General features: G+C 59.9%; 20 protein-coding genes. 9 read left to right on the top strand and 11 right to left on the bottom strand.

Translation table 11 applies throughout. The annotated features are described in order from the left end of the window. Window positions 1–261 (top strand): Csu type fimbrial protein (locus PVZ78_RS30310; protein ID WP_273829731.1); only part of this gene is annotated, 261 nt, incomplete at its 5' end. A 112-nt stretch (window positions 262–373) separates the two neighbouring features. Here the strand turns inward: PVZ78_RS30310 and PVZ78_RS30315 are convergent. Continuing rightward, window positions 374–3,277, bottom strand: coding sequence for an ATP-binding protein (locus tag PVZ78_RS30315; protein ID WP_443218368.1), 2,904 nt, complete (start codon window positions 3,275–3,277; stop codon window positions 374–376). Window positions 3,278–3,898: 621 nt separating this feature from the next. On the opposite strand from PVZ78_RS30315, the gene PVZ78_RS30320 reads away from it, so the two are divergent. Further along, window positions 3,899–4,120, top strand: coding sequence for a hypothetical protein (locus PVZ78_RS30320; protein WP_273829733.1), 222 nt, complete (start codon window positions 3,899–3,901; stop codon window positions 4,118–4,120). A gap of 107 nt (window positions 4,121–4,227) precedes the next feature. Here PVZ78_RS30320 and PVZ78_RS30325 read toward each other — a convergent pair whose 3' ends face one another. The 3 genes from PVZ78_RS30325 to PVZ78_RS30335 are packed head-to-tail and all read right to left on the bottom strand — an operon-like array spanning window position 4,228 to window position 9,053. Then, window positions 4,228–5,646 (bottom strand): TolC family protein, encoded by a 1,419-nt coding sequence (locus PVZ78_RS30325; RefSeq protein ID WP_273829734.1) that lies wholly within the window; start codon window positions 5,644–5,646, stop codon window positions 4,228–4,230. Next, a complete protein-coding gene (locus PVZ78_RS30330) occupies window positions 5,646–7,787 on the bottom strand; it encodes a peptidase domain-containing ABC transporter (RefSeq protein WP_273829735.1) in 2,142 nt (713 codons plus the stop codon). The genes PVZ78_RS30325 and PVZ78_RS30330 overlap by 1 nt, the downstream gene beginning before the upstream one ends. A gap of 9 nt (window positions 7,788–7,796) precedes the next feature. After that, entirely contained in the window at window positions 7,797–9,053 is a 1,257-nt protein-coding gene (locus tag PVZ78_RS30335; RefSeq protein ID WP_273829753.1) for an HlyD family secretion protein, read from the bottom strand. A gap of 727 nt (window positions 9,054–9,780) precedes the next feature. Between PVZ78_RS30335 and PVZ78_RS30340 the strand changes: the two genes are divergently transcribed. Then, entirely contained in the window at window positions 9,781–10,149 is a 369-nt protein-coding gene (locus tag PVZ78_RS30340) for a hypothetical protein (protein ID WP_273829736.1), read from the top strand. After that, on the top strand, window positions 10,146–11,249 hold the full coding sequence (locus PVZ78_RS30345; RefSeq protein WP_273829737.1) for an FKBP-type peptidyl-prolyl cis-trans isomerase: 1,104 nt from the start codon (window positions 10,146–10,148) through the stop codon (window positions 11,247–11,249). The genes PVZ78_RS30340 and PVZ78_RS30345 overlap by 4 nt, the downstream gene beginning before the upstream one ends. Before the next feature lie 35 nt (window positions 11,250–11,284). On the opposite strand, the gene mobH is transcribed toward PVZ78_RS30345, so the two are convergent. Then, complete coding sequence (gene mobH, locus PVZ78_RS30350) at window positions 11,285–13,168, bottom strand: MobH family relaxase (RefSeq protein WP_273829738.1); 1,884 nt, start codon at window positions 13,166–13,168, stop codon at window positions 11,285–11,287. Window positions 13,169–13,371: 203 nt separating this feature from the next. Between mobH and PVZ78_RS30355 the strand changes: the two genes are divergently transcribed. From PVZ78_RS30355 to PVZ78_RS30370, 4 genes are all read left to right on the top strand, one after another. Then, window positions 13,372–13,911: a ProQ/FinO family protein gene (locus tag PVZ78_RS30355; protein WP_273829739.1), complete on the top strand. Its 540-nt coding sequence runs from the start codon at window positions 13,372–13,374 to the stop codon at window positions 13,909–13,911. Window positions 13,912–14,408: 497 nt separating this feature from the next. Beyond that, on the top strand, window positions 14,409–14,870 hold the full coding sequence (locus tag PVZ78_RS30360) for a response regulator (protein WP_273829740.1): 462 nt from the start codon (window positions 14,409–14,411) through the stop codon (window positions 14,868–14,870). Between the two features lie 322 nt (window positions 14,871–15,192). After that, window positions 15,193–15,882 (top strand): MgtC/SapB family protein, encoded by a 690-nt coding sequence (locus tag PVZ78_RS30365; protein WP_273829741.1) that lies wholly within the window; start codon window positions 15,193–15,195, stop codon window positions 15,880–15,882. Window positions 15,883–16,199: 317 nt separating this feature from the next. Next, window positions 16,200–16,718 carry a cysteine hydrolase family protein gene (locus PVZ78_RS30370; RefSeq protein ID WP_273829742.1) on the top strand — a complete coding sequence of 173 codons (519 nt, stop codon included), beginning with the start codon at window positions 16,200–16,202 and terminating at the stop codon, window positions 16,716–16,718. Window positions 16,719–16,873: 155 nt separating this feature from the next. Here PVZ78_RS30370 and PVZ78_RS30375 read toward each other — a convergent pair whose 3' ends face one another. The 3 genes from PVZ78_RS30375 to PVZ78_RS30385 form a co-directional block, all read right to left on the bottom strand. Continuing rightward, the gene (locus tag PVZ78_RS30375) at window positions 16,874–17,506 is read right to left on the bottom strand and encodes an RES family NAD+ phosphorylase (RefSeq protein ID WP_273829743.1); all 633 of its coding nucleotides are present in this window, start codon (window positions 17,504–17,506) and stop codon (window positions 16,874–16,876) included. 12 nt (window positions 17,507–17,518) lie between these two features. Further along, the gene (locus PVZ78_RS30380) at window positions 17,519–18,142 is read right to left on the bottom strand and encodes an integrase (RefSeq protein ID WP_273829744.1); all 624 of its coding nucleotides are present in this window, start codon (window positions 18,140–18,142) and stop codon (window positions 17,519–17,521) included. 241 nt (window positions 18,143–18,383) lie between these two features. Further along, window positions 18,384–18,929 (bottom strand): hypothetical protein, encoded by a 546-nt coding sequence (locus PVZ78_RS30385; protein WP_273829745.1) that lies wholly within the window; start codon window positions 18,927–18,929, stop codon window positions 18,384–18,386. Between the two features lie 318 nt (window positions 18,930–19,247). Between PVZ78_RS30385 and PVZ78_RS30390 the strand changes: the two genes are divergently transcribed. Further along, on the top strand, window positions 19,248–19,733 hold the full coding sequence (locus PVZ78_RS30390; protein ID WP_273829746.1) for a hypothetical protein: 486 nt from the start codon (window positions 19,248–19,250) through the stop codon (window positions 19,731–19,733). A gap of 286 nt (window positions 19,734–20,019) precedes the next feature. On the opposite strand, the gene PVZ78_RS30395 is transcribed toward PVZ78_RS30390, so the two are convergent. Genes PVZ78_RS30395 through PVZ78_RS30405 form a run of 3 tightly spaced genes read right to left on the bottom strand, consistent with a single transcriptional unit; the run spans window position 20,020 to window position 21,593 of the window. After that, window positions 20,020–20,277, bottom strand: coding sequence for a PAAR domain-containing protein (locus PVZ78_RS30395; RefSeq protein WP_273829747.1), 258 nt, complete (start codon window positions 20,275–20,277; stop codon window positions 20,020–20,022). Between the two features lie 15 nt (window positions 20,278–20,292). Next, entirely contained in the window at window positions 20,293–21,141 is an 849-nt protein-coding gene (locus PVZ78_RS30400) for a DUF6708 domain-containing protein (protein ID WP_273829748.1), read from the bottom strand. Then, a complete protein-coding gene (locus PVZ78_RS30405) occupies window positions 21,138–21,593 on the bottom strand; it encodes a DUF6708 domain-containing protein (RefSeq protein ID WP_273829749.1) in 456 nt (151 codons plus the stop codon). The genes PVZ78_RS30400 and PVZ78_RS30405 overlap by 4 nt, the downstream gene beginning before the upstream one ends. Window positions 21,594–21,681: the final 88 nt, after the last annotated feature.

Below are 21,681 nucleotides of genomic sequence, written 5' to 3' on the forward strand. Positions count from 1 at the left end.
AACGCCACCTACACCATAGGCTTCGACAACGGCAACAACTTCAACGGCGGCTGGCGGCACATGCTCAGCGGCGCCAACGCGATCCAATACAACCTCTATAAACCCGGCGACTCGACGGTCTGGACCACCGCCAACACACAGGCGGGCACCGGCAACGGTGCCGCGCAGAACGTGCCGTACCAGGCCATCATCAACCCGGCCCAGGGCAATGTGCCTGCCGGTACCTATAGCGATACCGTACGGGTCATCCTCACCTACTGACTCAAATTGAAGGGGTGTGGCCGATCATCTCGCTACGGTGGACTCGCAGGGTACGTCGGCCGAGTACAGCAGGTACTCGGTCAAGCGCAATCTGCACCGTTGTACGTCCGTATCAATGCGTAGCAGTTCCGCCGTGACTATATTGGGATGGCTCAATAGACAACGCGCGTTTGAGCTCCTCAAGTGTGGTCGGCTTGAATATGATGTCGTCCATACCCGCTGCCAGACATTGCTCCACGGTTCCCTCCTCAGCGCTGGCCGTCAAGCCTATGATTCGGCATCTCTGGCGCTTGCTTCGAGTCTCCTCATCACGTATTTGCTGGGCTAGTTCAACACCCCCCATTCGCGGCATCTGCCGGTCCGTGATAACAATATCGAAGTGAGTGCCGAGCCATTTTTCAAAAGCCTGCTGACCGTCTTCAGTGATAGTTGCCACATGACCCAACATTTCAAGTTGGGTGCTGATCGTCAGACGATTGAACGAGTTGTCCTCCGCTACAAGTATGGAGAGCTCGCGAGCTTCGCCGGACGTGATCGACAGGTCTGGTAGGAGTTCAACCTTTGCGGTCGGGGGCTGGCAGATAGGTAAATCCAGTTCCACTCTAAAGCGAGACCCTTTGCCTAACTCGCTAAAGAGCTCAATCGTTCCTCCCATTTTTTGTACCAGACGTCGACTGATACTCAGGCCAAGCCCGCTTCCCATCATTTGCCCGGAGGCATGTTGGCCTACCCGCGAAAAGGGCTGGAACAATTTTTCCCTGTCATCGGCAGAAATGCCGATTCCTGTATCAATGACCTCCAGCTGCAGATGTACTTGCTCCTGCACCCTCTGGGCCAACGCACGCACCGACACACCCCCTGCTTCAGTGAACTTGATCGCGTTGCTCAGCAGATTGAACAGAACTTGCTTGAAATGAAGTGGATCTATCAGTACCCACTCCTCCACATCGCCTTCAATGTCTTGAGTCAGCGAGAGGCCCTTCTGATGAGACATGCCGGCAACGACCTGAATGCTCCTTTCAATCTGATCTCTGATCTGAACTGGCTGGGGAGAGGAATCGATCTTGCCTGATTCAATGCGAGAAAGGTCGAGCACGTTCCCCAGTAGCGAGAGCATTCCTTGGGCAGCTTCTTGAGCGACAGACAAAGACTGAACATCAAGCTTGCCCAGCTTTGCATTCATAAGTACAAGCTCTTGCAGGCCAATAATTGCATTGAGTGGTGTACGAATCTCATGGCTAACTGTTGACAGGAAAATGCTCTTGGCGCGATTCGCAGATTCGGCCCGCTCTTCAGCGGCCTGGGTTCTACGAACTTGACGTCTCAGGTAGAAAGACCAGATAAGCGCAATCAGGACAAGGAGAACGAAGGCGCCACCGATCTGGAGGACCTTGGCCTGGTGGTCGCGCCAAAAGTCACTACCGCCCCTGGCGAAGCGTGGTCTCCAAGCGTGTACGATCTCCGCGACCTCTTCGGGTGAGATGGCCAGCTGAGCCTTCTCCAAAATGCTCCGCAGCTCCGGCTGATCCTTCGCGATGCCGATACCGATGGGCGTGGCGACATTCTGCAGAATCCCGGTGACATGCATGCGATTGCCGAAGTACTGAGCAGCTAAGTATCGTCCGGTGTAGTCGCTGCTTAGAAATGCCTCGTTCTGTCCTGAATCAACCGATCGCATGGCATCCAGGAACGTTGGGTATACCTTTAACAGAATCTCCGGATAGTCGCGGTGTATCGTATCAATCAAGAAGTCGCCCTCACCTGTGGCGACCGTCATCCCTTTTAGGTCGGATAGCTTGGTGTAGCGCCTGCCGGCAACGTTGCCGCTGCGGTTTGCTGTCATCACGACGGATGTGCTGCGTAGATACGGCGGCAATATATCCAGCTGTGTCTCGAACGGATTAGCCTGAGACATGACCGGGGTCAAAAGTGCCTTTCCCTGGGCAATCAGTTTTTTCGAGTCCCCGGCACTTCCCGCTCCCAGATACGAGAACTTCAGTCCGCTACGTTGACTGATCAGTTCAAGGTAGTCGCGACCGATTCCGGTCACGCTGCGATCCGCGCCCAGTTCTCCCAACGCGCCAAGAGAGTAGTTGACCGCTACAGGCACTTCCGGGTTGGCTGCTAGCCAGCGCTGCTCAGCGGGCGTCAGCTTTACACGCTCGTCTTCAATCCTCAAATGACGTCCCGCGCTCCAGCTGCGAAGGATGTCCTCTCCGTAGCGCCCAGTGACCGTTGGAAGAGCACGATTGATGATATCTCTCAGCGATTTGTCACCGGGCCGCAACAGAAAGCGAAATCCATGGCTCTCGATAGGCGTAAAGTTCTCGATATGGAGACTCAACAAATAGTTGGTCTGTATCAGGTAGTGCGACGTCACGGCGTCATTAATCACCGCGTCAACCTCGCCGACTGTCAGCGCCTCCAGTGCTCGTTGTGGGCTGCTGAAAAACTGCACCTTGCTAAAGGGGTAGGCCTCGAGCACATCGGATTCGCTTAGATATCCGTCGCTCATGCCCAGCACATTGCCTCGCCGCTGGATCTCGATTGGGTGGGTGTCGGACGTCACCAGAACAGGTCTGTCCGGAAGATAGGACTCGCTCAGGATGAAGCCATTCTCCCGGCCCTCTAGCTCACTTCCCTCACCCAGCACATCTATTGCTCCAGATCGCAAGGCGGCCACCGCCTCCGATCGAGATGCGAACGTGTGTATTTCAGGCGGAGTTTCGAAGATGAGGGTCAGATAGTCCGCACTGATACCCTGGTAGCGGTTCGCATACAAAATGGACAGCGGGGGGAAATCCAGGGTCGGAACCCCCATCCTGATCGGCTTTCGCTCTGCCAGCAACTTCCGCTCTGGTTCGCCCAGCCAAGGGCGCTCACCCACCGCCATCCGGCCAGACAGTGTGATGTCCTGAGCTTGGGATGGAGCCATTGGGTTGATGAACAAGAACAGCGTGAAGACGAGGGGAGCAATCGGTCTAACGATGAAGCTGAGTAGTCTCTTGAGGCGCATATCTAATGCCAGAGATAGGATGAGTTGGCGTGACCATTTTCGTCTCTGATGAGCATGAAGATGGTCGATATCGCGCATTCTATGCGCTCTTCGACGAGAATCAATCGAGGATTGTCGAATGCTCTGGACGCACGCTATCCATAATTTTGCATTGATTGAGTGTGTCAGTTGGAGCTTAGACGGTCGATGAAGCCTCTGCTCCGGGTGCATCCACGGCATCGCTCACACCGGTCTGTGTTGCGGATGGTGGCACGTGCGAGTGTTCCAGTGCTGGGGAAGCGTCGACCCTCGGGGACGACCACCGAACGTGAGCATTCGGAGCAGCGCTCCTTTGATGCTCTCGTGGCGACTCCTCACTGGCAGTGGGCTCCTGAGGAGGGGATCTAAGTAGCGGCGTATCGTGAACTTGTCCGCATATCCGCACACATGAGGTTGCTCCCAGGCAGCTCGCAACAAGACAGGAGGGTTCCGCCCCGATGTTCAGATGCCTCCTATGTTGGGTGCAATTGCTTCTCTGCCACACTTGTGAGTACTTGAGGTCACTAGTACTCGATTTGACCACTGGAGCCGGTGACCTCGAAGTGTCGATTTGAAATTCATATGACTATCGAAGGTAGAACCATGCGTACTCTTAATGATTCCGAAATCTCAGCCGTGAGCGGCGCTGGGCTCATCATCAAAGGTGGAATCAACGGCAATAGCGGTCTAGAAGGCATTAATATCGGCCTGCCAGGTAGCGGTGGTAAGAAGGGAGGCGACGGGGTCGGTATTGTAATCAATGGCATCTCGAAAGACGGCAACCCCAATTGGCCGATCAAGAAGACCCCGAACTGGCCGTTCTAAAGATCTGACGGCTTTCCGCAAATCGCCGGCCGGTACTTCTATAAGTACCGGCCTTTTGGCTTCTGTATCGGCAGTACATTCCTGGGGCGTCGGAAGGAGAAATTCGCCTATCGTAACGCCCAGAACTCCAGCCGCCCGAGACTGGCTGCCAGGCGAAGACGTGAGGTCTGCCAACTGCTGAGCGCCATGATGTGCTGGTCCTCGGCGCTGGCGTACACGGTCAATGCGTTCAGCATCTCGACCATGCTGCCCACCCCTGATCGGTAGCGCCCTTGGACTACTTCCAGGCTCTGCCTCGACTGCTCGACCAGTTCGCGGGTGCGGGCCAGGCTTCTTGTCTCTACGCTGAGGGCCTGATAGTTATTCCATACTTCGAGCGAAACCCGCTGCTCGGTATCTGCCAACTCTGCTTCGCTGGCCTCGCGCCGTGCCACCGCATCCCGAATCAAGTAGTTGTGTGCGAATCCCTCGAAGAGTGGGATGCGCAGCTCCAGTCCAATACTGCGACCTTGATCGCGGGTGTTGCCACCAAACGCCTGTGACTGGTCTGCACGGCTACGCGCCATGTTGGCGATGAGCGCAAGGCTCGGCCGACCGCTGGCACGAGCCTCCTCCAGAGACGCATCGGCTGCCTGCAGCCGTGCCTTGGCGCCTAGCATTGCCGGATGGTCACGTCGCGCGATGGCGAGCATCTCGTCGATGGCCTTGACGAAACCTGTGTCGGGCAGCACGTCCAGTTCGCTGTAGAGATGTAGCGGAGTATCCGGCGGCAGCCCCATCCTCAGGGCGATGACACCCAGGGCATTGGTCAGGGCTCCTTCGTCGCGGATCTGGGTCAGGCTCGCCTGGGATAGCGCGGTCTGCGCCTGAAGGCGATCGGCCAGTGCCGCGGCTCCGGCCTTGTATTTGGCGTCGGCGGCTTCGAGGTTCTGCGTGGCCAGGTCCACCACCTGCCGCGAGGCGGTCAGGCGGCGCTGGGCGGCGAGACCATCGAAGTAAGCCTGGGCGGCGAGGGCAAAGGTGTTCTGCAGGGTCGCGTCCTGGCTGGCGTTGGCCGCCAGCAGCAATTGCTGGGCGCCGCGCAGAGCGGCGTTGCGACGGCCGAAGTCGTAGAGCACCCAACTTAGCTCAAGGCTGGCACTGCGCCGCCGGCGCGTGCCGTCGCCCGACATATCGCTCGCGTCCTGGTAGTTCGTGGCGCTGTAGTCTCGGCTGGCATCGAGGCGCCCATCCAGGCGTGGCAGGTAGGCCGCCTGCCTAATTCCTACCTCAGCCGCTTGTGCCTTGGCGTTGGCCCAGGCGAGGCGGGTCTGGGGGTCGTGGCAGAGGATGCGCTCGATGGCTTCCTCCAATCCCAGCTCTGCCGGTAGCGAGCCCCCTCGACAATGCAGGTTGTTCCCGGCCGCTGGCCGCACGGCACGATCGGCGACCAGACGGCCGGTACTGAAGACGTCGGGCTCATACGCCCATGCGTGCGGCGCGACACAGATCAGGGTGAGCAGTAGCACGGGAGGCAGGCGGGACATCAGGCTTGCACTCCAGTCGTCCAGCGCTCTGTGCATTCGTCGCGCGCCACCCTTCCCTGACCCAGAACGACCACGCGATCCGCCGAGGCGATGGTCTCCGGACGGTGGGCGATCATGATGCGAGTGATGCGCAGTGCGCGGATGGCAGCATTGACCCGCTGCTCGCAGTGCACGTCGAGATGGCTGGTGGCTTCGTCGAGGAACAGGATCCGTGGCTTCTTGTACAGCGCCCGGGCCAGCATCACCCGCTGCTTCTGGCCGCCGGAGAGCACCGTGCCCATATCGCCGACCAGGGTGTTGTAGCCCATCGGCATATCCTGGATGTCCTCGTGGATATCGGCCATCTGCGCGCATTGGAGCAGCCACGGCATGTCCGGCTGCGGATCGAAGAAGCTGATGTTCTCGCTGAGCGAACCGGCGAACAGGACGTCGTCCTGCAGCACCGTGCCGACCAGTTCACGCAATCCGTCCAGACCCAACTGCGGGAGTTCCAGGCCGGCCACCCGGATCTGTCCCTCTGTCGGTGGCAGGATGCCGAGCAGGACGTTGAACAGGGTGCTCTTGCCGCAGCCCGAGGGGCCGACGATGGCCACCGACTCGCCGGCGCCGATACGCAGGTCGATTCCGTCGAGAACCCAGGGTTCCTGCTCTGAGTAGCGGTAGCGCAGGCCCTGGATCTCGATGCTCGCCTCGCGCTCGCGAAGGTTCTCCGCAAGCAGCTTGCCGTTGCTCACCTCTGTGGCGTGGAGCACGATGTCGGCCAGACGCTCGCCCTGCAACTGCAGCATGCGCAGTTCGAAGAACTTGTCGATCAGGCTGCCGACGCAGCTGTCAAACTGCGACTTATAGGCGTTGAACGCCATCAGGATGCCGACGCTGAGCTGACCGTCCATCACCATGATCGCGCCGAGCCAGATCACCAGCAGGTTTTCCACGCCGAACAGCAGGCCGTTGAGCTGCTGGTAGAACAGCTGCAGCTTCTGTGTGCGCAGGTCGGCGTTGATCTGTTCCACGAGGAGCCCGAGCCATACCGAGCGGCGCTCATCCTGGCGCTGGAACAGCTTCAGCGGACGGATGCCGCGCACCGTCTCGAGGAAGTGGCTTTGCTGGCGCGCGGCGTGGACGATCTGCTCTTCAGTGGCGTTACGTAGCGGTCGGTACCAGATCCAGCGGCCGAGGGCGTAGAGGCTCATGGCGGCGACAGCGATGGCCGCCAGTGGAGGGCTGTAGAGCAGCATCATGGCAAGGGTCGCGATCGTCATCAGGCCGTCTAGCACGGCCGAAAGGAAGGCCGCAGTGAGCGTCTGCAGGATGCTGTTCACTGCGCCGAAGCGCGATACAACATCGCCCAGGTGACGTTTCTCGAAGTACTGGGTGGGCAGGCGCAGTAGGTGGCTGAAGACGTTGGCGTGCCACTGCACGCCGAGCAGTGTGCTCATGTGCATCATTACCCAGGCGCGCACCCCGCTGACCGCCTGCTGCATCACCAGCAGCAGGCCGAAGCCGATGGCTAGGGTGCTGAGCAGGTCGCGGTCCTCGCTAACGATGACGTTGTCGATGGTCCATTGCAGGAAGAACGGGCCAATCAGCGAGAACACCTCCAGTGCGCCGGCCAGCAGCAGAACCTGGGCCAGCGAGCGGTACAGCCCGGTGACCTTGCCAAGCATGCCCAGCAGCCTGATCCGCGGTGGCGCCTCCTGCTTCTCGAAGCCGTTCTCCGGCCACAGCTCCAGGGCCACCCCGGTGAAACTCCGTGACACCTCATCCAGGCCCAGCCGGCGCAAGCCGTGGGCGGGGTCGTGGAGCACGACACCGCGGCCGTCGACCGCCTTCAGCACGACGAAGTGATTGAAGTTCCAGTGCAACACGCAGGGCAGCTTGAGCTTGCCCAGGTCGGCGAGATCGAGCTTCACCGCGCGGCTGCCCAGGCCGAGGCGGTGGGCGGTCTGGATCAACTGCTTGAGAGAGCTGCCCTTGAGTGAGATGGAGAAACGCCGGCGCAGCTCCATTAGGCCGGTGTGATAGCCGTGGTAGCCGGCGATCATCGCCAGGCAGGCCAGGCCGCATTCGGTGGCTTCAGTCTGTAGCACCAGCGGTAGGCGGCGTCCCAGGCGCAGGGCGAGAGCATCGAGAAAGGCCATGGGTCGTTCCTAGAATTTGCCGGTCAGGCTGTAGAGCGGCTCCAGCACCCACTCGTAGAGGCGCCGGGTGTCCTGGAGGATGTCGGCCTCGAGCAGCATGCCGCTCTGAAGTGCTCGCGGCTGGCCGTAGGCGGTCACCGCCTGGTCGTCCAGCGCCACCCGCAGGCGGTACAGTTGCTCGCCATCCTGGCCCAGCCCCGGCACCCCGCCGACCATGCTCGACAGCTCGGCGTAGGAGACGCTGGTGCGGGAGATCGACTGCACCTTGCCGTGGTACTGGCCGAACTTCTGGTACGGGTAGGCCTGGTAGCGGATCAGCACCGCATCGCCCGGACGGATGAACCCGATGGATTTGCTTGGCGCGTAGAGCTCGGCCTGCAGCGGGGTGTCGGCGGGGACGATGCTCAGCAGCGGACGCGAGCTGTCGACGGTCTGCCCGGCCTCGGCGAGCACGGCGGTGGCGATGCCGCTTTCTGGCGCGGTGACCAGCAGCGTGCGCTTGGCCTCGCTTTCCGCCAAGTCCTGCTCCACCGCGCTGAGCTGGCGACGAGTCTGTGCAAGCTGGTTGGCCTGCCGCGCGGAAAGGCCGGCGAGTTCGTTGCGGCGTTCGATCAACTGTTGCTGCAGGGACGTGCGCTCGCGCTCCAGGCCTTGCAGGGTCTGGCGCTGGCCAAGAAGTTCGGCCTGGCGCTGTTGGAGCTGGTCCATCGAGATGTAACCCTTGTCCATCAACCCCTGGTAGCGAGTGGCGGCGTCGCTGGCCAGGGCCAGCAGGCGCTGCTGGCTATCGGTTTGCGCGGCGAGGGTGGCCAACTCGCGCTGCAGGCTGGCGACCTTGCTGGTCAGGCTGTCGCGCTCGTCGTCTTGCAGTTGACGGAGCTTCTCCAACTCGTCGCGCAGGGAATCGCTGCGCTGCTCCAACTGGCGGCTGATGCCGGCCTGCACCGGTCCCGTGTCGCCACCGTAGCGCTCGCTGGAGAGGATCATGAGGCGTTCGCCGAGCGTCACCGTCTGGCCTTCCTCGACAAATTTCTGCAGCACAATACCTGCCTGCGGCGCGTGCACCTTGACCTGGCCGCTGGCTGGAACCAGCTGGCCGCTGACGGTGCTGCGCTTGGTGTAGCTGCCGAACAGGAAGAAACTCACCACCAGCAGCGCCATCGCCGTGGCCAGTAAGGTGAGGAAGGTGAAGGAGACCGGGCGGATCAGCACGATCTGGCCCAGGTCTGTGGCGTGCTGGGCATCGAGGGCTTCCTGGCGGAACAATGGGGTCCCGGTCATCGTCGGTATGTTCCTATTGCGCATTCGAGACTACATGCGCAATTGCACATATCCGTAACGAGCGATTCGTTGGTTGAGCTCTAACCGATGAGGTTCTCCAGCTTGGCCCAGTCCCACGCGAGTGACTTGGATGCGGTGGGGCTGGTGCCGAGGCAGGGGCAAGGTCAGGCATTACGCGCGGGACAGCCCCGGCACGTCGTCAACCAGAATTTTTACAGGCATGGCGTTGGCCGTACAGCTACTGGCTGTAGGATGAATTTGAGAATTCGCCGGAATGATCTGGATTCCGGTGCGGAAGTATCTCTATGGGTATCGGCGATCCCCAATGCTCAAGCGGGAGTGCCTACGCTTGCGTACCGGTGAACTCCTGATGTGGGGTGTTGCAGCGCCTTTGCGTCGCTGATAGCCAGCATGCAACTCTGCCCTTCATGGTGCGGCTAGGCGAGGAAGTGCTTGCCCGAGGCCAGATCCGCCAGAGGGATTCCTTGCCGCAATTAGTAAGGCTCTCCCATATCGGATCAGGATCATTCCGCGCAAAAGCAGGATGTTTCCGAATATCCAGGCCGTTGCCTACTGTAATCCAATCCTACTGATCAATTAGAGGCGCCCTTCCTCAAACTCGATGCGGTCAACATGGCAGATGTGCAGTGCTGCGATTTGCCATCCACATCCGGCGGGCGTTTTTTGTATTCATCCTGTGGATTACGAACCTATGAAATTTCTTCCTGTGGGCGCTGCGATTCTAGCCGCTGCGATGGCCCTTTCAGGCTGCAGTACCCGTCCCGCCGCCCTCGCCACCGAAGATGCCGATACCGCGGATAAAAACCAACAGTGCTATCAGGAATTTGCAGCGCTCAAGAGCTTGAATCCAGGCGCCTATGAAACCTATAAGGCGCAGTTGAATGCGATCAACGAAAACAACAATCTCTACAAAGCGAATGCTTCTGCAATTGACGGCAAGGCGGCAGAGGTCATGCAGACCGAAATCGACAGGCTGCTTTCGCTGGTTTGCTTTCGAATCAACAATGCCATTTACATCAACATGATGCAGCGCGCACAAACATTGCAGGACCGGCTATGAGCAAGCCCCTCGGCGCTGTACTGTGCGGTGCGCTATTACTATCTGGCGCGAATGCGTCTTTGGCCGAAACCAGCCTTTTGGACAGGCTGGCGGAGGAGTCCATCATAGGTGATGGCTCACCCGGCCCTTCGACCCCAGCCCTCGCTCCGCCTCCCGTATCGCCTTCAGCTAAACAACTCGACCAGTTGAAGCGGGAACTGAATGAAGCGCTGGCAAAGAAGCAGGAGGTCGAGGCGGAACTCGCGCTGTTGAACGCGAAACAGCAATCTTCCAGTAGTGGGCCAACTGCCAAGGACGCTGGCGCTTCAGACGAAGAAAGCGCGGGCTTGCGTCAACAGATTGCCGAACTGCAGGCACAGAACAAGCACTTGGCTCAGCAAGGGCAAGGACAGAGCAAGGCGTTGGCCGATCTCCAGGTAGCCAACCAGCAATTGATGGAGAAGCAGAATCTGCCGCCAGCAGCTCGTGAAAAAAGTGATGCGTCAAGCGCCAAGCGCATCACCATCGACGCCAAGGCATCCAAGGATGTGCTGATCAGCTACGCCCTTGGTGCTTGGTATGGCGACAGCGCACCTCACGAAAGTCGGAAACTCCGCTCCATCGACAAAATGCTTGATGTGCCAGCTTTCGCCCAGGGATTCAACGACAAGCTGACCAACGCAATGCAGGTGCCCCAGGATAAGCTCGCAGCCGAGCTTGCCGGTGTTGAGAAGCAGTTGAACGCCGCAATGCTCTCGAAGAACGAGAAGATAAGCAAAACACTGCTGGCCGAGGCCTTAAAGGAAAAAGGCGCGGTCAAGATGCCGGACGGCACCATATATAGAGTCGTGGACAAGGGAAAGACGCCGCTCGCCACAGCTCAGAGCGACATCCTGCTCGAGGTCGAGGAAAAGCTGGGGACTGGGGAAGTGATTTCGCCCGCAGCGGCAAACGGCAACAAGGTGTCGGATCTTCCACCAGCGTTCCAGACTGTGGTTACCCAGATGGGGTTGGGTGGCACCGCTAAATTCCTTGTCCCAGCCAACCTCATTGAGGAATCGGATGGGGTACCGCCAGGGATGATCGTAGTCATGACGCTTAAGATTGTCGGCATCAAGTAGTGGCTCGCACACGTGGTGCTGCCCTGTCGAGGCACTCAAGACAATCGTTGCGAGTCGGCATCGGGCTCTATGGCGGCCAGATTCAAGTAGGGATTGTTGAGGGGTTGCTCCGCGAATAGGCTTGATGGATCGATCAGCAGATACCCGTGCAGCCTGCGCGACTTGCGCGGACCGGTCACGTTGCAGGTCCATATGTTGAGCCCATCTGGGTGTTTGCGGTGGATTTGCAGCTTCTCAAATTGCTTCTGTACCCACTGCCAGTCGTTGAGTTGTGCTTCCTTCGCAAGCGCCGCCACGCGCAGGTGCTCCTGGGCATAGCGCTGGAAAATGCCAGGGCTGACCAGGTACACCGTATCGGCGACCGTATGCACCAGCGCCTTTGCGTCGTTGATCACCAGCTTGTGGCTTTGCACTGCGTGGATCAGCCAGGCCAGGAAATGCTTGCCCGAGGGCGTTTCGCCCGCTGCAGTGGAGCGGGGTAGAGGTGCGGTTGCTGACGCCAGCGGTACCGATGGCGCCGATGCGAGGACCTTCAACTGCGGAATTGGCTCCGATTCCGGTTTCTCGTTGAAATCTGGGCCGGCCACTGAGATCGTCGTTTCGGACATTGCCGATCCTGGGACAGACGTATTCGGTCCGGCCGGCGCGGCTTCCACCTCGAACATGTTGAGCAAATCGGCGATGGCGTCTCCAGCTGCAGGGAGCGGCACACCCTCTGACTGCAGGGGCGGCGGCGCGGCGGCCGGGCCTGAGCCCTCCTGCTCCTCCTCCGGGCCCGTGGCCTCCACAACGACAGTTCCGGTAAATGGCGCCGGACGCTGGGCAGCGTCATCCCAGATCAATGCCGGTGCGAGCTTGAGAAAGGTAAAGGTGTGCGACCAGCCGTTGTCTGCGGTCACCGTTGCCTTCCAGATCGCCTTGTCCTCCACTGTGGCCTGGGCCATTCCGTGATCCTGCAGGATGGTGAACAACGCGGTGTTGCTGCTGGGAATGCCTTCAATACCTTGGGACAGCAGATGCGCGCGCAGCTTGTCCGACACGGTCTTGCTCACCAGCCATAGCGCGTCATGCGTCAACCAGCCATCCGAAGCCTGGGGCTGGTTCAACTTGAACTCCTCCTTCAGCAGATAGCGCAGTCCCTCAAGCAGCTTGCGCTGCAGCGCGTGCTTCGGCGCAGCGAGTGCCTTGCTCGGGTCGCCGCCCAGGGCCTGGGCCACCGAGGCCTGGTCAGCCTGGACCACCAGTTCGCCGAGTACGCCGGCATGCTCGTACTGGCCTGCCAGCACGTACAGCAACGAGAACCAGGCCTCCTGATGCTCGCTGAGCCAGTCGAGGATCTTGCCGTCCAGCACCTGGGTGTACAGCAGGGCTGTCGCCGCGCCGTGCACCCGATAGACGCGCCCCTCGCGGTAGCGAAAGCGATAGGGTTGCGTCAGCGGGCCATGCCAGGGTCGCCAGGTGCTGCCATCGGCGAGCTCGACCTGCACGTCGACCGCGATCTTTCCCAGATCGTGCAGCAGTGCGGCGTAGGCGGTGGCGGCTGTCCAGACTTCAGCTTGTGCGGCCTGATCCTCCGGTGTGGTGCCAACCGGCAGCAACCGCGACTGGCGCAGCTTCAGCGCATACGCGACGATCTCCAGACCGTGGTCGAGCATTCCGCCGGGGTATGCATGGTGGTGGCTTTCGGAGGCGGGCAAGTGCTGCACCAGCACCGCATAGCGTTCAAGCGGCTGCCCGTACAGCAAGGCGAATTGCGAGCGGGACAGCGAGGTGCGCTGCCAGATGTGCTCCAGCAGCATCTGTCGGCGCTGTGTGCCCAGCAACGCCTGCGCTGGCTCCGGCCGAGTGAAGCCGTTGGGAGTGGGAGGAGGCGTCGTAGAGGCGAGCGGGGCGGGCCTCTTCTTGAACAGGCTGAACATGCTTGCACCAGTAGCTGCGGCCCGAGGGGACCTTTTCCTTTTTTCGTATCTCCCGATATAGCGCAATCCAGAGTGGACTCTCGCTGACAATGCGATTCGACGCGCACCCTCGTTCTGACGCAATCTGGCATCATTCCGGGTGCCGCGGCGATGAGGATCGGTTAACCTCGATCTGAATATTTTCTGAGTTGGCGACATAAGCGATGGGATTTGAACAACTGGCCGAATTGCGTGACCGCCTACGGGAGCAAGCTGAAGCTGCCAAACCTGCAGAGCTGAAACCAGTCCGGCACTCCAACCCGAAGGCCTCGGAACCGAAATCGAAGAAGCGGGTACCTGCTGATCCCGCCATGGAAGCGATCTGGCGCTTGCAAAAGTTCTTCCCCCTTGCCTTCCCGAGAAGCCCGGCCCCGAAGGTTCCGCTCAAGGTGGGTATCTATCAGGATGCGCTCCTGCATCTGGAGCGCCTGGGCGTTACGTCCGAGCAATTGAAACAGGCCATCGCGACCTGGTGCCGCGGAGCCCGCTACTGGTCAAGCCTGGTGGAGAGCGCAGTGCGCGTAGATCTGAGCGGCGAACCGGCGGGCACGGTCACTTCGGCGCAGGCGCAGCGGGCCGATGCCCGGCCACCGCGGCGCACAGGGCGCAATCAGGCAAGCCGGTCGCAGCCGCGCTCGAACGATGCAGGGGCATCAGTGGTGAAGTCCTCCACCCCGGCAGAATCGCCCGAAGAATTGAGTTAGCTCACCCGCCCTGCGCAGCACCGGGGCCGACGCGGTGCGGCTCTACCCATTTCAGGTAGGGCCTTTCCCCTTGTCTCTCTTCCCTTGGTCCCTTTAGACCTTTTAAGCCCTTTTTGCGCGTCCCACACGGCAGTAGCTCCAAGGAGATAAGCCGCTTTCGTTCTGTGCAGCGGCGAGCTCCCATCTCAGTGCTCATCCAGCTTCCTAAGATGTATCTGAATAAGGCCGCCCTGCTTCGGGACTCATCTGGTCCGCATTCTGATAGGTCTTATGGATCAATAGCCCCATCGATGATGAACTATCAATGGCTGCAAAGTCGCCAACCTGTCAGTGATTAAAGCGGCCTCAAAGGCGCATTGAGCGGACCGCATGCAGGTGGCGCAGGCCTTAATACACACTTTTGAACTCGTGTGATCTCTAGATTCGTGCGACTCGCCCGTTGTTCCGGGCTGCCCCTTGTCGCGCTGCTGCGCCAGGGACCGCGATGGGAACACGATATGAAAACTACGCCTGTGCGGGTGATCATTGCCGATGATCATCCGGTGATTCGCTTCGGCCTGGCACATGTCTTGGACGATGCTCCAGACGTGCACTTGATGTGCGCGGTGAATGATTCCACCGATCTGATACCAGCACTGCGCTCCCATGCTTGTGACGTCCTGGTCACGGACTACTACATGCCGAAAGGACGGTTTGGCGACGGGATGATGCTGATCGCTTACTTACGCAAACACTGGCCCAGCCTTGGGCTCATCGTGTACACCATACTGAATGATGGAGAACAGCTTGACGCGATCCGGCGCCTCGGGGTTCGCGGCATCATTAGCAAGAAGGACGATCCGCAGCACCTGCCCACGGCAATTCTGGCCGTCCAGCGGGGCGAAGAGTACCTGTCTCCGGAGGTTGAATCGCTCATTCGAACAGAACACTTGAATGCTCCTTCAACTCACCAAGCGTGAACAGGGACTGGGCTTGGTGATGCGTGCTCAGCACCACCACCAAGCCACCTAGCTCGGCGCTCATACGAAGCAACGTTTGCGCAATTCTGGCGTAGGCCATCACGTGCGTATCCAACACTACCCATTCCCCTGCGTACCGTGTCGAAGGCAGCGCATGCCGAAGCTCGGCTGTCCCATGCCCTATCGTGCCGCTGATACCAACAATTGCGTCAGACGCTGCCTGGGCGGAGCGGGGGGCAATAATGCTGCTTGGCCGTCAGCCCTTACTCCTGGCGTCCCGATGAGCAACTTGAACAAGAGTAAGAGGACCTGATAACGAACCATGAGTGAATTCTCCATTGCAATCAACCTGGCACTGGCCATGCTGCTGGGCGGCGCGGTCGGCGTCGAACGTCAGTGGCGCCAGAACTATGCGGGGGTTGTGACCCACGCGCTGGTCTCCCTTGGGGCTGCGGCCTACACGTCGCTACCCACATTGCTGCACGCCGGGGCGGATATGCGCCTGGGCAGTCAGGTCGTTACAGGCATCGGCTTCTTGGGCGCCGGTCTGATCATGCGCAATGGGCTCAACATCCAGGGCTTGAGTGCAGCAGCCACTATCTGGGCCACCGGAGCAGTGGGGGTCCTTATGGGCTACGGCTTCTTGGCCGAAGCCAGCACGGTGACAGGCTTGATCCTGGTCACCAACCTGCTATTGCGCCAGGGGGCCAAGCTGGTGGACCGCCACGTCCCCGAAGCCGAGCCAGAAGAGCGCTACTACAACATCTCACTGACCTGTGCCTCTTCGGACGAAGCGATGATGCGGGCCGAATTGCTGAATGCATTGGGAGCGCACGATCTGCGGCTTCGTGGAGTCGAGAGCCGGCAAAGCGACGGCGGGCGCTCGGAAGTGCACACGGTCGTCTACTCCACACAGCAGGAGGACGAGCGGGTCGAAAAGGTGGTCGGCAGCCTGAGCCTGCGCCCACAAACTTACTCTGCACGCTGGACTTCTGATGCCGGCAACACTTGAGCGTGACACAACGGTGTCTTCGAGCTCATTACACATACCTGTCGAAAGTCAGGTTGTTCTCACAGCACATCTTGGCAGTCACAGCGGCACTTGCATTCTGCGACCGCTGTTGGCTTGTCTGCTCGCTGCGTTATTGCTATCGTCGATAGATGACCAACTATTGCTTCACCTCGACTACCACCACCACGACCGCTAAAAGCGGAGCGTGCGAGGTGTCGTGAGCCAATAGCAGAACGAACTTCAAAGGCCCGCCAGCGATGGACAGGGCCTTTTTTTGTGCTTCTGCGTCGCTGGCTCACACGTAAGGAGATGCACCCATGTACGCCCTGTTGATCCTCGACATCCAAGTCGGACTTGTTCACGGCCCCGAGAAGCCATGGCGCTGCACAGAACTGTTGGAAACAGTGAATGCCTTGATGGATAAGGCACGCAGCGCTGGCGCTCCGATTTTTCTCGCACGCCACATCGGGCCTGCAGGATCTCCAATCGAACCAGGTAGCCCGTTGACGCTGATTGCGCAGGAACTGAAGCTTCAGGGAGGAGAGGTTGTCTTCGAAAAGCGCAGACCCAGCGCCTTCGAAATGACCGGCCTGGCTGACAATCTGCGCTCTTTCGGCGCTACCGGTGTGGTAGTCACTGGCATGAAGACTCAATACTGTGTCGACAGCACCTGCCGTGTGGCACGTGATCTGGGCTTCGATGCGGTACTCATCGCCGACGGCCATACCTGCTCAGATACGCCAGTGATGACGGCTAAGGAGATTGTTGCTCATCACAATGCAACTCTTGACGGGCCATTCTGCAAAGTGGTCCGGGCCGAGGAGTGGAGCTTCTAACACAGCCTGAACCTACGGGAATGCGCATGCGCTGCTGTGTGCACATGGCACCGTGTGACATTCCCGCACTTCAAATGGGGCGCGAAGCGGCCGCTGAGCATCAAAGGTGCGAGCATCGCCGCTGCTGGCAAACCGCCCCAAGGCGTCTGGCTACGTCAGGGCGTACCAGGATCAGGGGTTACTGGACCAGGATCAGGCTCAATACCGATCCCGTACTTGGCAACGAAATCCGGCCATCCAGCATGGTCTGCCAGGTCGATGTCATCGATGACCTTGATCTTCGAGGCAGCGCGCTCGAAGAGCGCAATGCTCGCGGCGGGATAGTTGTTGCGTGATGGATAGCGCACACCATCAAATTGCGGTGGCGCGCCACCTCCCGGTAGCCCATGCACCTGGCCTGACACCTGCTGCGTGTACGTGTAGTCGCGGCTGGCCAGTTGTTCCAAGTTCAAGCCAAAATATCCCGCCATCACCCCGTCGGCCGTGAGGTCCGCCAGGTGCAGAGCGTCCAGCACACCTACCGCACGCACCAATCGGCTTTTGACCTCTGCCAATGCGATCGAGCGCTTGGTGTCCGTCAGCCATTGGTGCTTGTGGAACACTGACTCCATCAATGCCGTAGGAAGGTTTGGGCCAAGGTAGAGCACCCCGTAATCCGCATTTGGCGAGTCGTATCGGTTGGTGCCACCGCGGCCGTAGTACAACGGCTTGTCCCGATAGACGACACGGCTCACATGCTGGAGCAGCTCACCCGCGGGCAGGACGCACAACGGCAGCTTGATGCTCATTTTTGCCGCACCTTACTGCACGCTCAGCACATTGAGCACGGCCTTGGCCACATCGTCGATTGAAGTGGCCGTGACGGCTGCAACCGGTGTGCGCCCCCCCAGACCCTCGAGGGGTTCGGACAGCGCACGATACAGCGTCCAGTTGTCGACTCCCTTGCTCTGCTGCAGCACAGCCTGCGTCAACTGCCGCTTCACCGGGTCTAGCTGCCAATCGGGCAACTTCTGGCCGCGAGGCCCCACGTTCAGCGCCAACAGTCGGCGGTTATCAATGTCCTTGTAGACCTGCTGGCGCGACTTGCTTGCAAGCCGGGCAAATTCCGGAAGCGGTAGATTGTCCGCCTGATTGAAGGCTTCCAGCCGCAACGCGCGACCACGCTGGATCTCGGTCTCGCCAGGCGCCCAGGAGGACTCGCTACGCAGTGCAGCCGCCTTGCGCGCCAGACTGAGTTCGATTGATTCCACTTCCAAGGCCCGGGGCAACTCCACGGCCTCCACACGCTCATGGACGAACGCCTGCAACTCGGTGGCAAAGGCCTGGGCGTCGCGGATTTCTACGGTCGCTGAGAAGCGGCGAACCACATCCTCAACCGTGATCCGAGGCAGGTGGTCGGCAATGAATTCAAGTGTCGTGGACATGGCCATCTCCCATGGGAAAGACTGAGGCAAGGATTACTTTAGTCTCGCATGTCGCATTTGTCAATTATGACAACTTTGTCAATCATCCCGACTCCCCCTGGAAGGAAGGTTGGCCCAGCGCGCTGGCCTTTGATATCGAGCCGGTGCTCGATCAGCCTTCCTATGGCTTGCGCCAGGCATCGGAGGCTTCGTTACCAGCCCCAAGTGATCTCTCCGTGATGAGTCCAGGGCGCTTACTGCGTCAGGGCGTACCGGGACGAGGGGCTGCCGGACCAGGATCAGACTCAATGCCGATGCCGTACTTGGCAGCAATTGGAGGGCTCGGGCTACCTTCATTTATCGCGCTAACCTTCTCCAGCGCCTGCATCGCCCCTGCGACATCGAACGGTCCTGAGTTGATCTGGGGCTGCAGCTCAGACCTGATAGAGATGGTGCGGTCCTTCTGGACGATGGCCGCAATCTGCTCAAAGTCGGTGAGCAACATGAACGACGGGCCGTCCTCATCCGCGGCAAGGCACGCGCCTTCGCTAGGAAGCCACTGGCCGCCGGACTCAATCGCTAGCTTGAGCTCATCCGTAGTCGGGCACTCCAACTTCGGTCGGAGCTCCCAAAAGCACTCTCCACTGAACTTGTAACAGGCAACTCCGAACTTGTTGCCTTGAGCGTCCGTTGTGAAGGCCGCCGCTTCCCCGTCTTCCCGAGGCGGATCGAGCAGCCAGTCCGCGGCTGTAGCCGTGGTTGCTGCCAGTAATGATCCCATCAGCAGGCTGAGCCTTACATACAGCATATCGTGCGCTCCTCTAATGATTGGACGTGTCGACTGAACCGGCGGCAGCGTATCGCAGGTGCTACGGCACGACCATGTAATGGGATGATCTGAGTCTGGCCGGACTGCGTCAAAACGGACGGCAGTCGAGGCGTCAGTGCTTCCTTGGCCCGTTAAGAGCACCTGCCCCTGCCCGGATAGGGGGCACTGCGCTGCGTTCCAGTCGGCAAACAATTGCTCGAAGATTCGTTCCTTGAGCGCACAAGACCTGAAGAGGCGATAACCTGTGAGCGGACTCCCCCAGCTTACGATGACGATCTCAACTGATCAAAGGTGCACATGTCCATTTCTACTCGATTGCTACTTACCATCGCAGGATCCCTGCTACCGCTCTCCTTGGCGATCGCCGCACCCTCTACGACGCCTGCCTCGACCGCGCCGGCCACCAGTTGCCAGGGCGACGCATCCCGCTGCCCGGGGTGGATGCCCTCGCAGGCCGAGATGCGCAACACCATCGCCGACTACTTCTGCGAACTGGCTGACCAGGGGCGCATCCAGCCTCGGGTAAAGCGGCTGATCCGCGTCGAGTCCTCGCCACTGAACTGTGGCGCGCTGGGACAGCAACCCGGATCCAACTTCGTCTGCGGCGGTGAAATGCGTTTCATCGGCAGGGGCAACGACGTCGACACCATCGCCTTCAGCCCCACCCTGCGCCGCGAGGAGGACGGGCGCTTTGCGCTCTACGTCGGTGATGACGAGGAGGGCGAGCCGGTCTGGCGAGTTCCTGCCCCACGGTCCGCTTCGAAAACCTGCTCAGCGCCCTGAACACAGCCGCTACCCGGATCGCCCTGAGCAGATCCAGCATGCCCCGCAACTGGCTAAAGGCCCCGATGAAGGCCTGGGTCCGCAAAGATGTGGGCAAGACGATAGCCAGCGCCCACTGCCTTAAAACTATTCTACGAGCTGAGTTTCCGATATGGACAACACCTGAGTAGTCGCCAATAGTGCGCCCGCGCTCGGAACACTCTCAAGTCGAGAAACCAGGCGACCCTCGAAGTCAATCAGTCGGCGCCAGCGACTGCCTCAAGAAGCACTCGTGTGCCGCGGATCTTTATTCGACAAGCCAACTCCCTTCACCTTCCACAAGCTTGCCGCCGTGACTGGTGCTATCTCCCTCACGAGCCACTGGTTGCCCTTCCACGATCGTGCCTGGGGATCCGGTTTGGATAATTGCGCCGCAACTAATCCGGTCGCCTATGCGTGCAACGGCACGCCCGTCAACTTCGGCGCTGCTTGCGCCACTGACGACGGTACCGGCCCCATGAATGGGGCAACTGTGCTGATGGCCAACGAGAACGATGGGCTTCATGTCTGATCTCCTTTTTTATGGAGTTCTAAGGGATGATTTATTGCGACAGAGAAAGCGATTGGCTTGGCAAATGAACGCTTCAGGGGCAAACCCTCGCGGCGCGGTCCGCGATTCACGGTCCATGTCGGCGGGCCACTTCACCTTCGGTGCCAGGCGCAAGGCGAGGTTGTAGCAGGGCACATCATTGTGGTCGCGGGGTGGTCCGGGCGGTGGCAATGCCTCGGGGCCCTGCTGCATGTAGGTGCAGATGTAGGCCCAGGCGAATTCGTCGGCACCCATGGTGCTCAGGGGGAAGCGGTCGATGACCTCGTTGGTGCCCGGTTTGACGATGGACAGCACCACGCCCCACTTGATGATGAGGGCACCTTGGGCGGTGGCGCCGCGCTTCTTCCAGCGCTCGGCGCGTACTTGCAACCAGTCGTAGGCTATCACCGTCACCTGCTGGCGTTCGAAAGGATTCCACCAGCGGTATTTGAAGTTGTAGGCGTACATGCGCTGGCGAGCCCGATTGAATCGAAGAGGCAAATCTCGGGGAGGAACTACATCGAACTTCAACAAGACCAAGATTGACCAAACTTCGATGGACATGAAGAAGGCAAACATTATCCACACTTCAACACTCAGGTCTCGCCAGTCCGAAATGAATAGCCATGACGACGCAACCAACTGAATGATCATCACCGGTATAAACAAAATTACCCATCCTCTCCCAGCGGACGACTTGCGGCACAGTTCCAGAAAGATGTCGTCTTGGTGATTCGGAGTATCAAACCCTAAACATGGTCCTACTACAGGGGACTCATTGGGTCCCGGCAAGTCCTCTTGCCAACCAGAGCAAGGCGGATTGAGTTGTGCCTCGGTCACGGCGCGGTCCTCGACTCGAGGTCCATGTTCGCCGGCCACTTCACTTTCGGTGCCAGGCGCAGGGCGAGGTTGTACCAGGGCACATCATTGTGGTCGCGCGGTGGGCCGGGCGGTGGCAACGCCTCGGGGCCCTGCTGCATGTAGGTGCAGATGTAGGCCCAGGCAAACTCGTCGGCGCCCATGGTGCTCAGGGGAAAGCGGTCGATGACCTCGTTGGAGCCCGGCTTGACGATGGACAGCACCACGCCCCACTTGATGATAAGGGCTCCCTGGGCGGTGGCGCCGCGCTTCTTCCAGCGCTCGGCGCGTACCTGGGTCCAGTCATAGGCTACCGGTACCACCTGCCAACGTTCGAAGGGGTTCCACCAGCGGTACTTGAAGTTGTAGGCGTAGATGCGTTGGCGAGACCTGTTAAAGCGTATTGGCAGGTCATGCGGCGGCGATATGTCCAATCTAATTGCGGCCAGCGCAATCCAAGAACACACTAGGGTACCCGCTAGGCCGGCAAAGAAGATCGATGCCTTCTCTGCATGAAGAAAG

It is taken from the genome of Pseudomonas sp. SBT1-2, assembly GCF_028640875.1.
In the GTDB taxonomy this organism is placed as follows: Bacteria; Pseudomonadota; Gammaproteobacteria; order Pseudomonadales; family Pseudomonadaceae; genus Aquipseudomonas; species Aquipseudomonas chlororaphis_I.

Excerpts from the sequence above, each read along its gene's own strand:
- PVZ78_RS30340 (WP_273829736.1), top strand. The coding sequence starts at position 9,781 with ATGAAATTTCTTCCTGTGGGCGCTGCGATTCTAGCCGCTGCGATGGCC.
- PVZ78_RS30315 (WP_443218368.1), bottom strand. The coding sequence starts at position 3,277 with ATGCGCCTCAAGAGACTACTCAGCTTCATCGTTAGACCGATTGCTCCC.
- PVZ78_RS30370 (WP_273829742.1), top strand. The coding sequence starts at position 16,200 with ATGTACGCCCTGTTGATCCTCGACATCCAAGTCGGACTTGTTCACGGC.
- PVZ78_RS30345 (WP_273829737.1), top strand. The coding sequence starts at position 10,146 with ATGAGCAAGCCCCTCGGCGCTGTACTGTGCGGTGCGCTATTACTATCT.
- PVZ78_RS30385 (WP_273829745.1), bottom strand. The coding sequence starts at position 18,929 with ATGCTGTATGTAAGGCTCAGCCTGCTGATGGGATCATTACTGGCAGCA.
- PVZ78_RS30325 (WP_273829734.1), bottom strand. The coding sequence starts at position 5,646 with ATGTCCCGCCTGCCTCCCGTGCTACTGCTCACCCTGATCTGTGTCGCG.
- PVZ78_RS30320 (WP_273829733.1), top strand. The coding sequence starts at position 3,899 with ATGCGTACTCTTAATGATTCCGAAATCTCAGCCGTGAGCGGCGCTGGG.
- mobH (WP_273829738.1), bottom strand. The coding sequence starts at position 13,168 with ATGTTCAGCCTGTTCAAGAAGAGGCCCGCCCCGCTCGCCTCTACGACG.
- PVZ78_RS30375 (WP_273829743.1), bottom strand. The coding sequence starts at position 17,506 with ATGAGCATCAAGCTGCCGTTGTGCGTCCTGCCCGCGGGTGAGCTGCTC.
- PVZ78_RS30390 (WP_273829746.1), top strand. The coding sequence starts at position 19,248 with ATGTCCATTTCTACTCGATTGCTACTTACCATCGCAGGATCCCTGCTA.
- PVZ78_RS30365 (WP_273829741.1), top strand. The coding sequence starts at position 15,193 with ATGAGTGAATTCTCCATTGCAATCAACCTGGCACTGGCCATGCTGCTG.
- PVZ78_RS30360 (WP_273829740.1), top strand. The coding sequence starts at position 14,409 with ATGAAAACTACGCCTGTGCGGGTGATCATTGCCGATGATCATCCGGTG.
- PVZ78_RS30380 (WP_273829744.1), bottom strand. The coding sequence starts at position 18,142 with ATGTCCACGACACTTGAATTCATTGCCGACCACCTGCCTCGGATCACG.
- PVZ78_RS30355 (WP_273829739.1), top strand. The coding sequence starts at position 13,372 with ATGGGATTTGAACAACTGGCCGAATTGCGTGACCGCCTACGGGAGCAA.
- PVZ78_RS30395 (WP_273829747.1), bottom strand. The coding sequence starts at position 20,277 with ATGAAGCCCATCGTTCTCGTTGGCCATCAGCACAGTTGCCCCATTCAT.
- PVZ78_RS30330 (WP_273829735.1), bottom strand. The coding sequence starts at position 7,787 with ATGGCCTTTCTCGATGCTCTCGCCCTGCGCCTGGGACGCCGCCTACCG.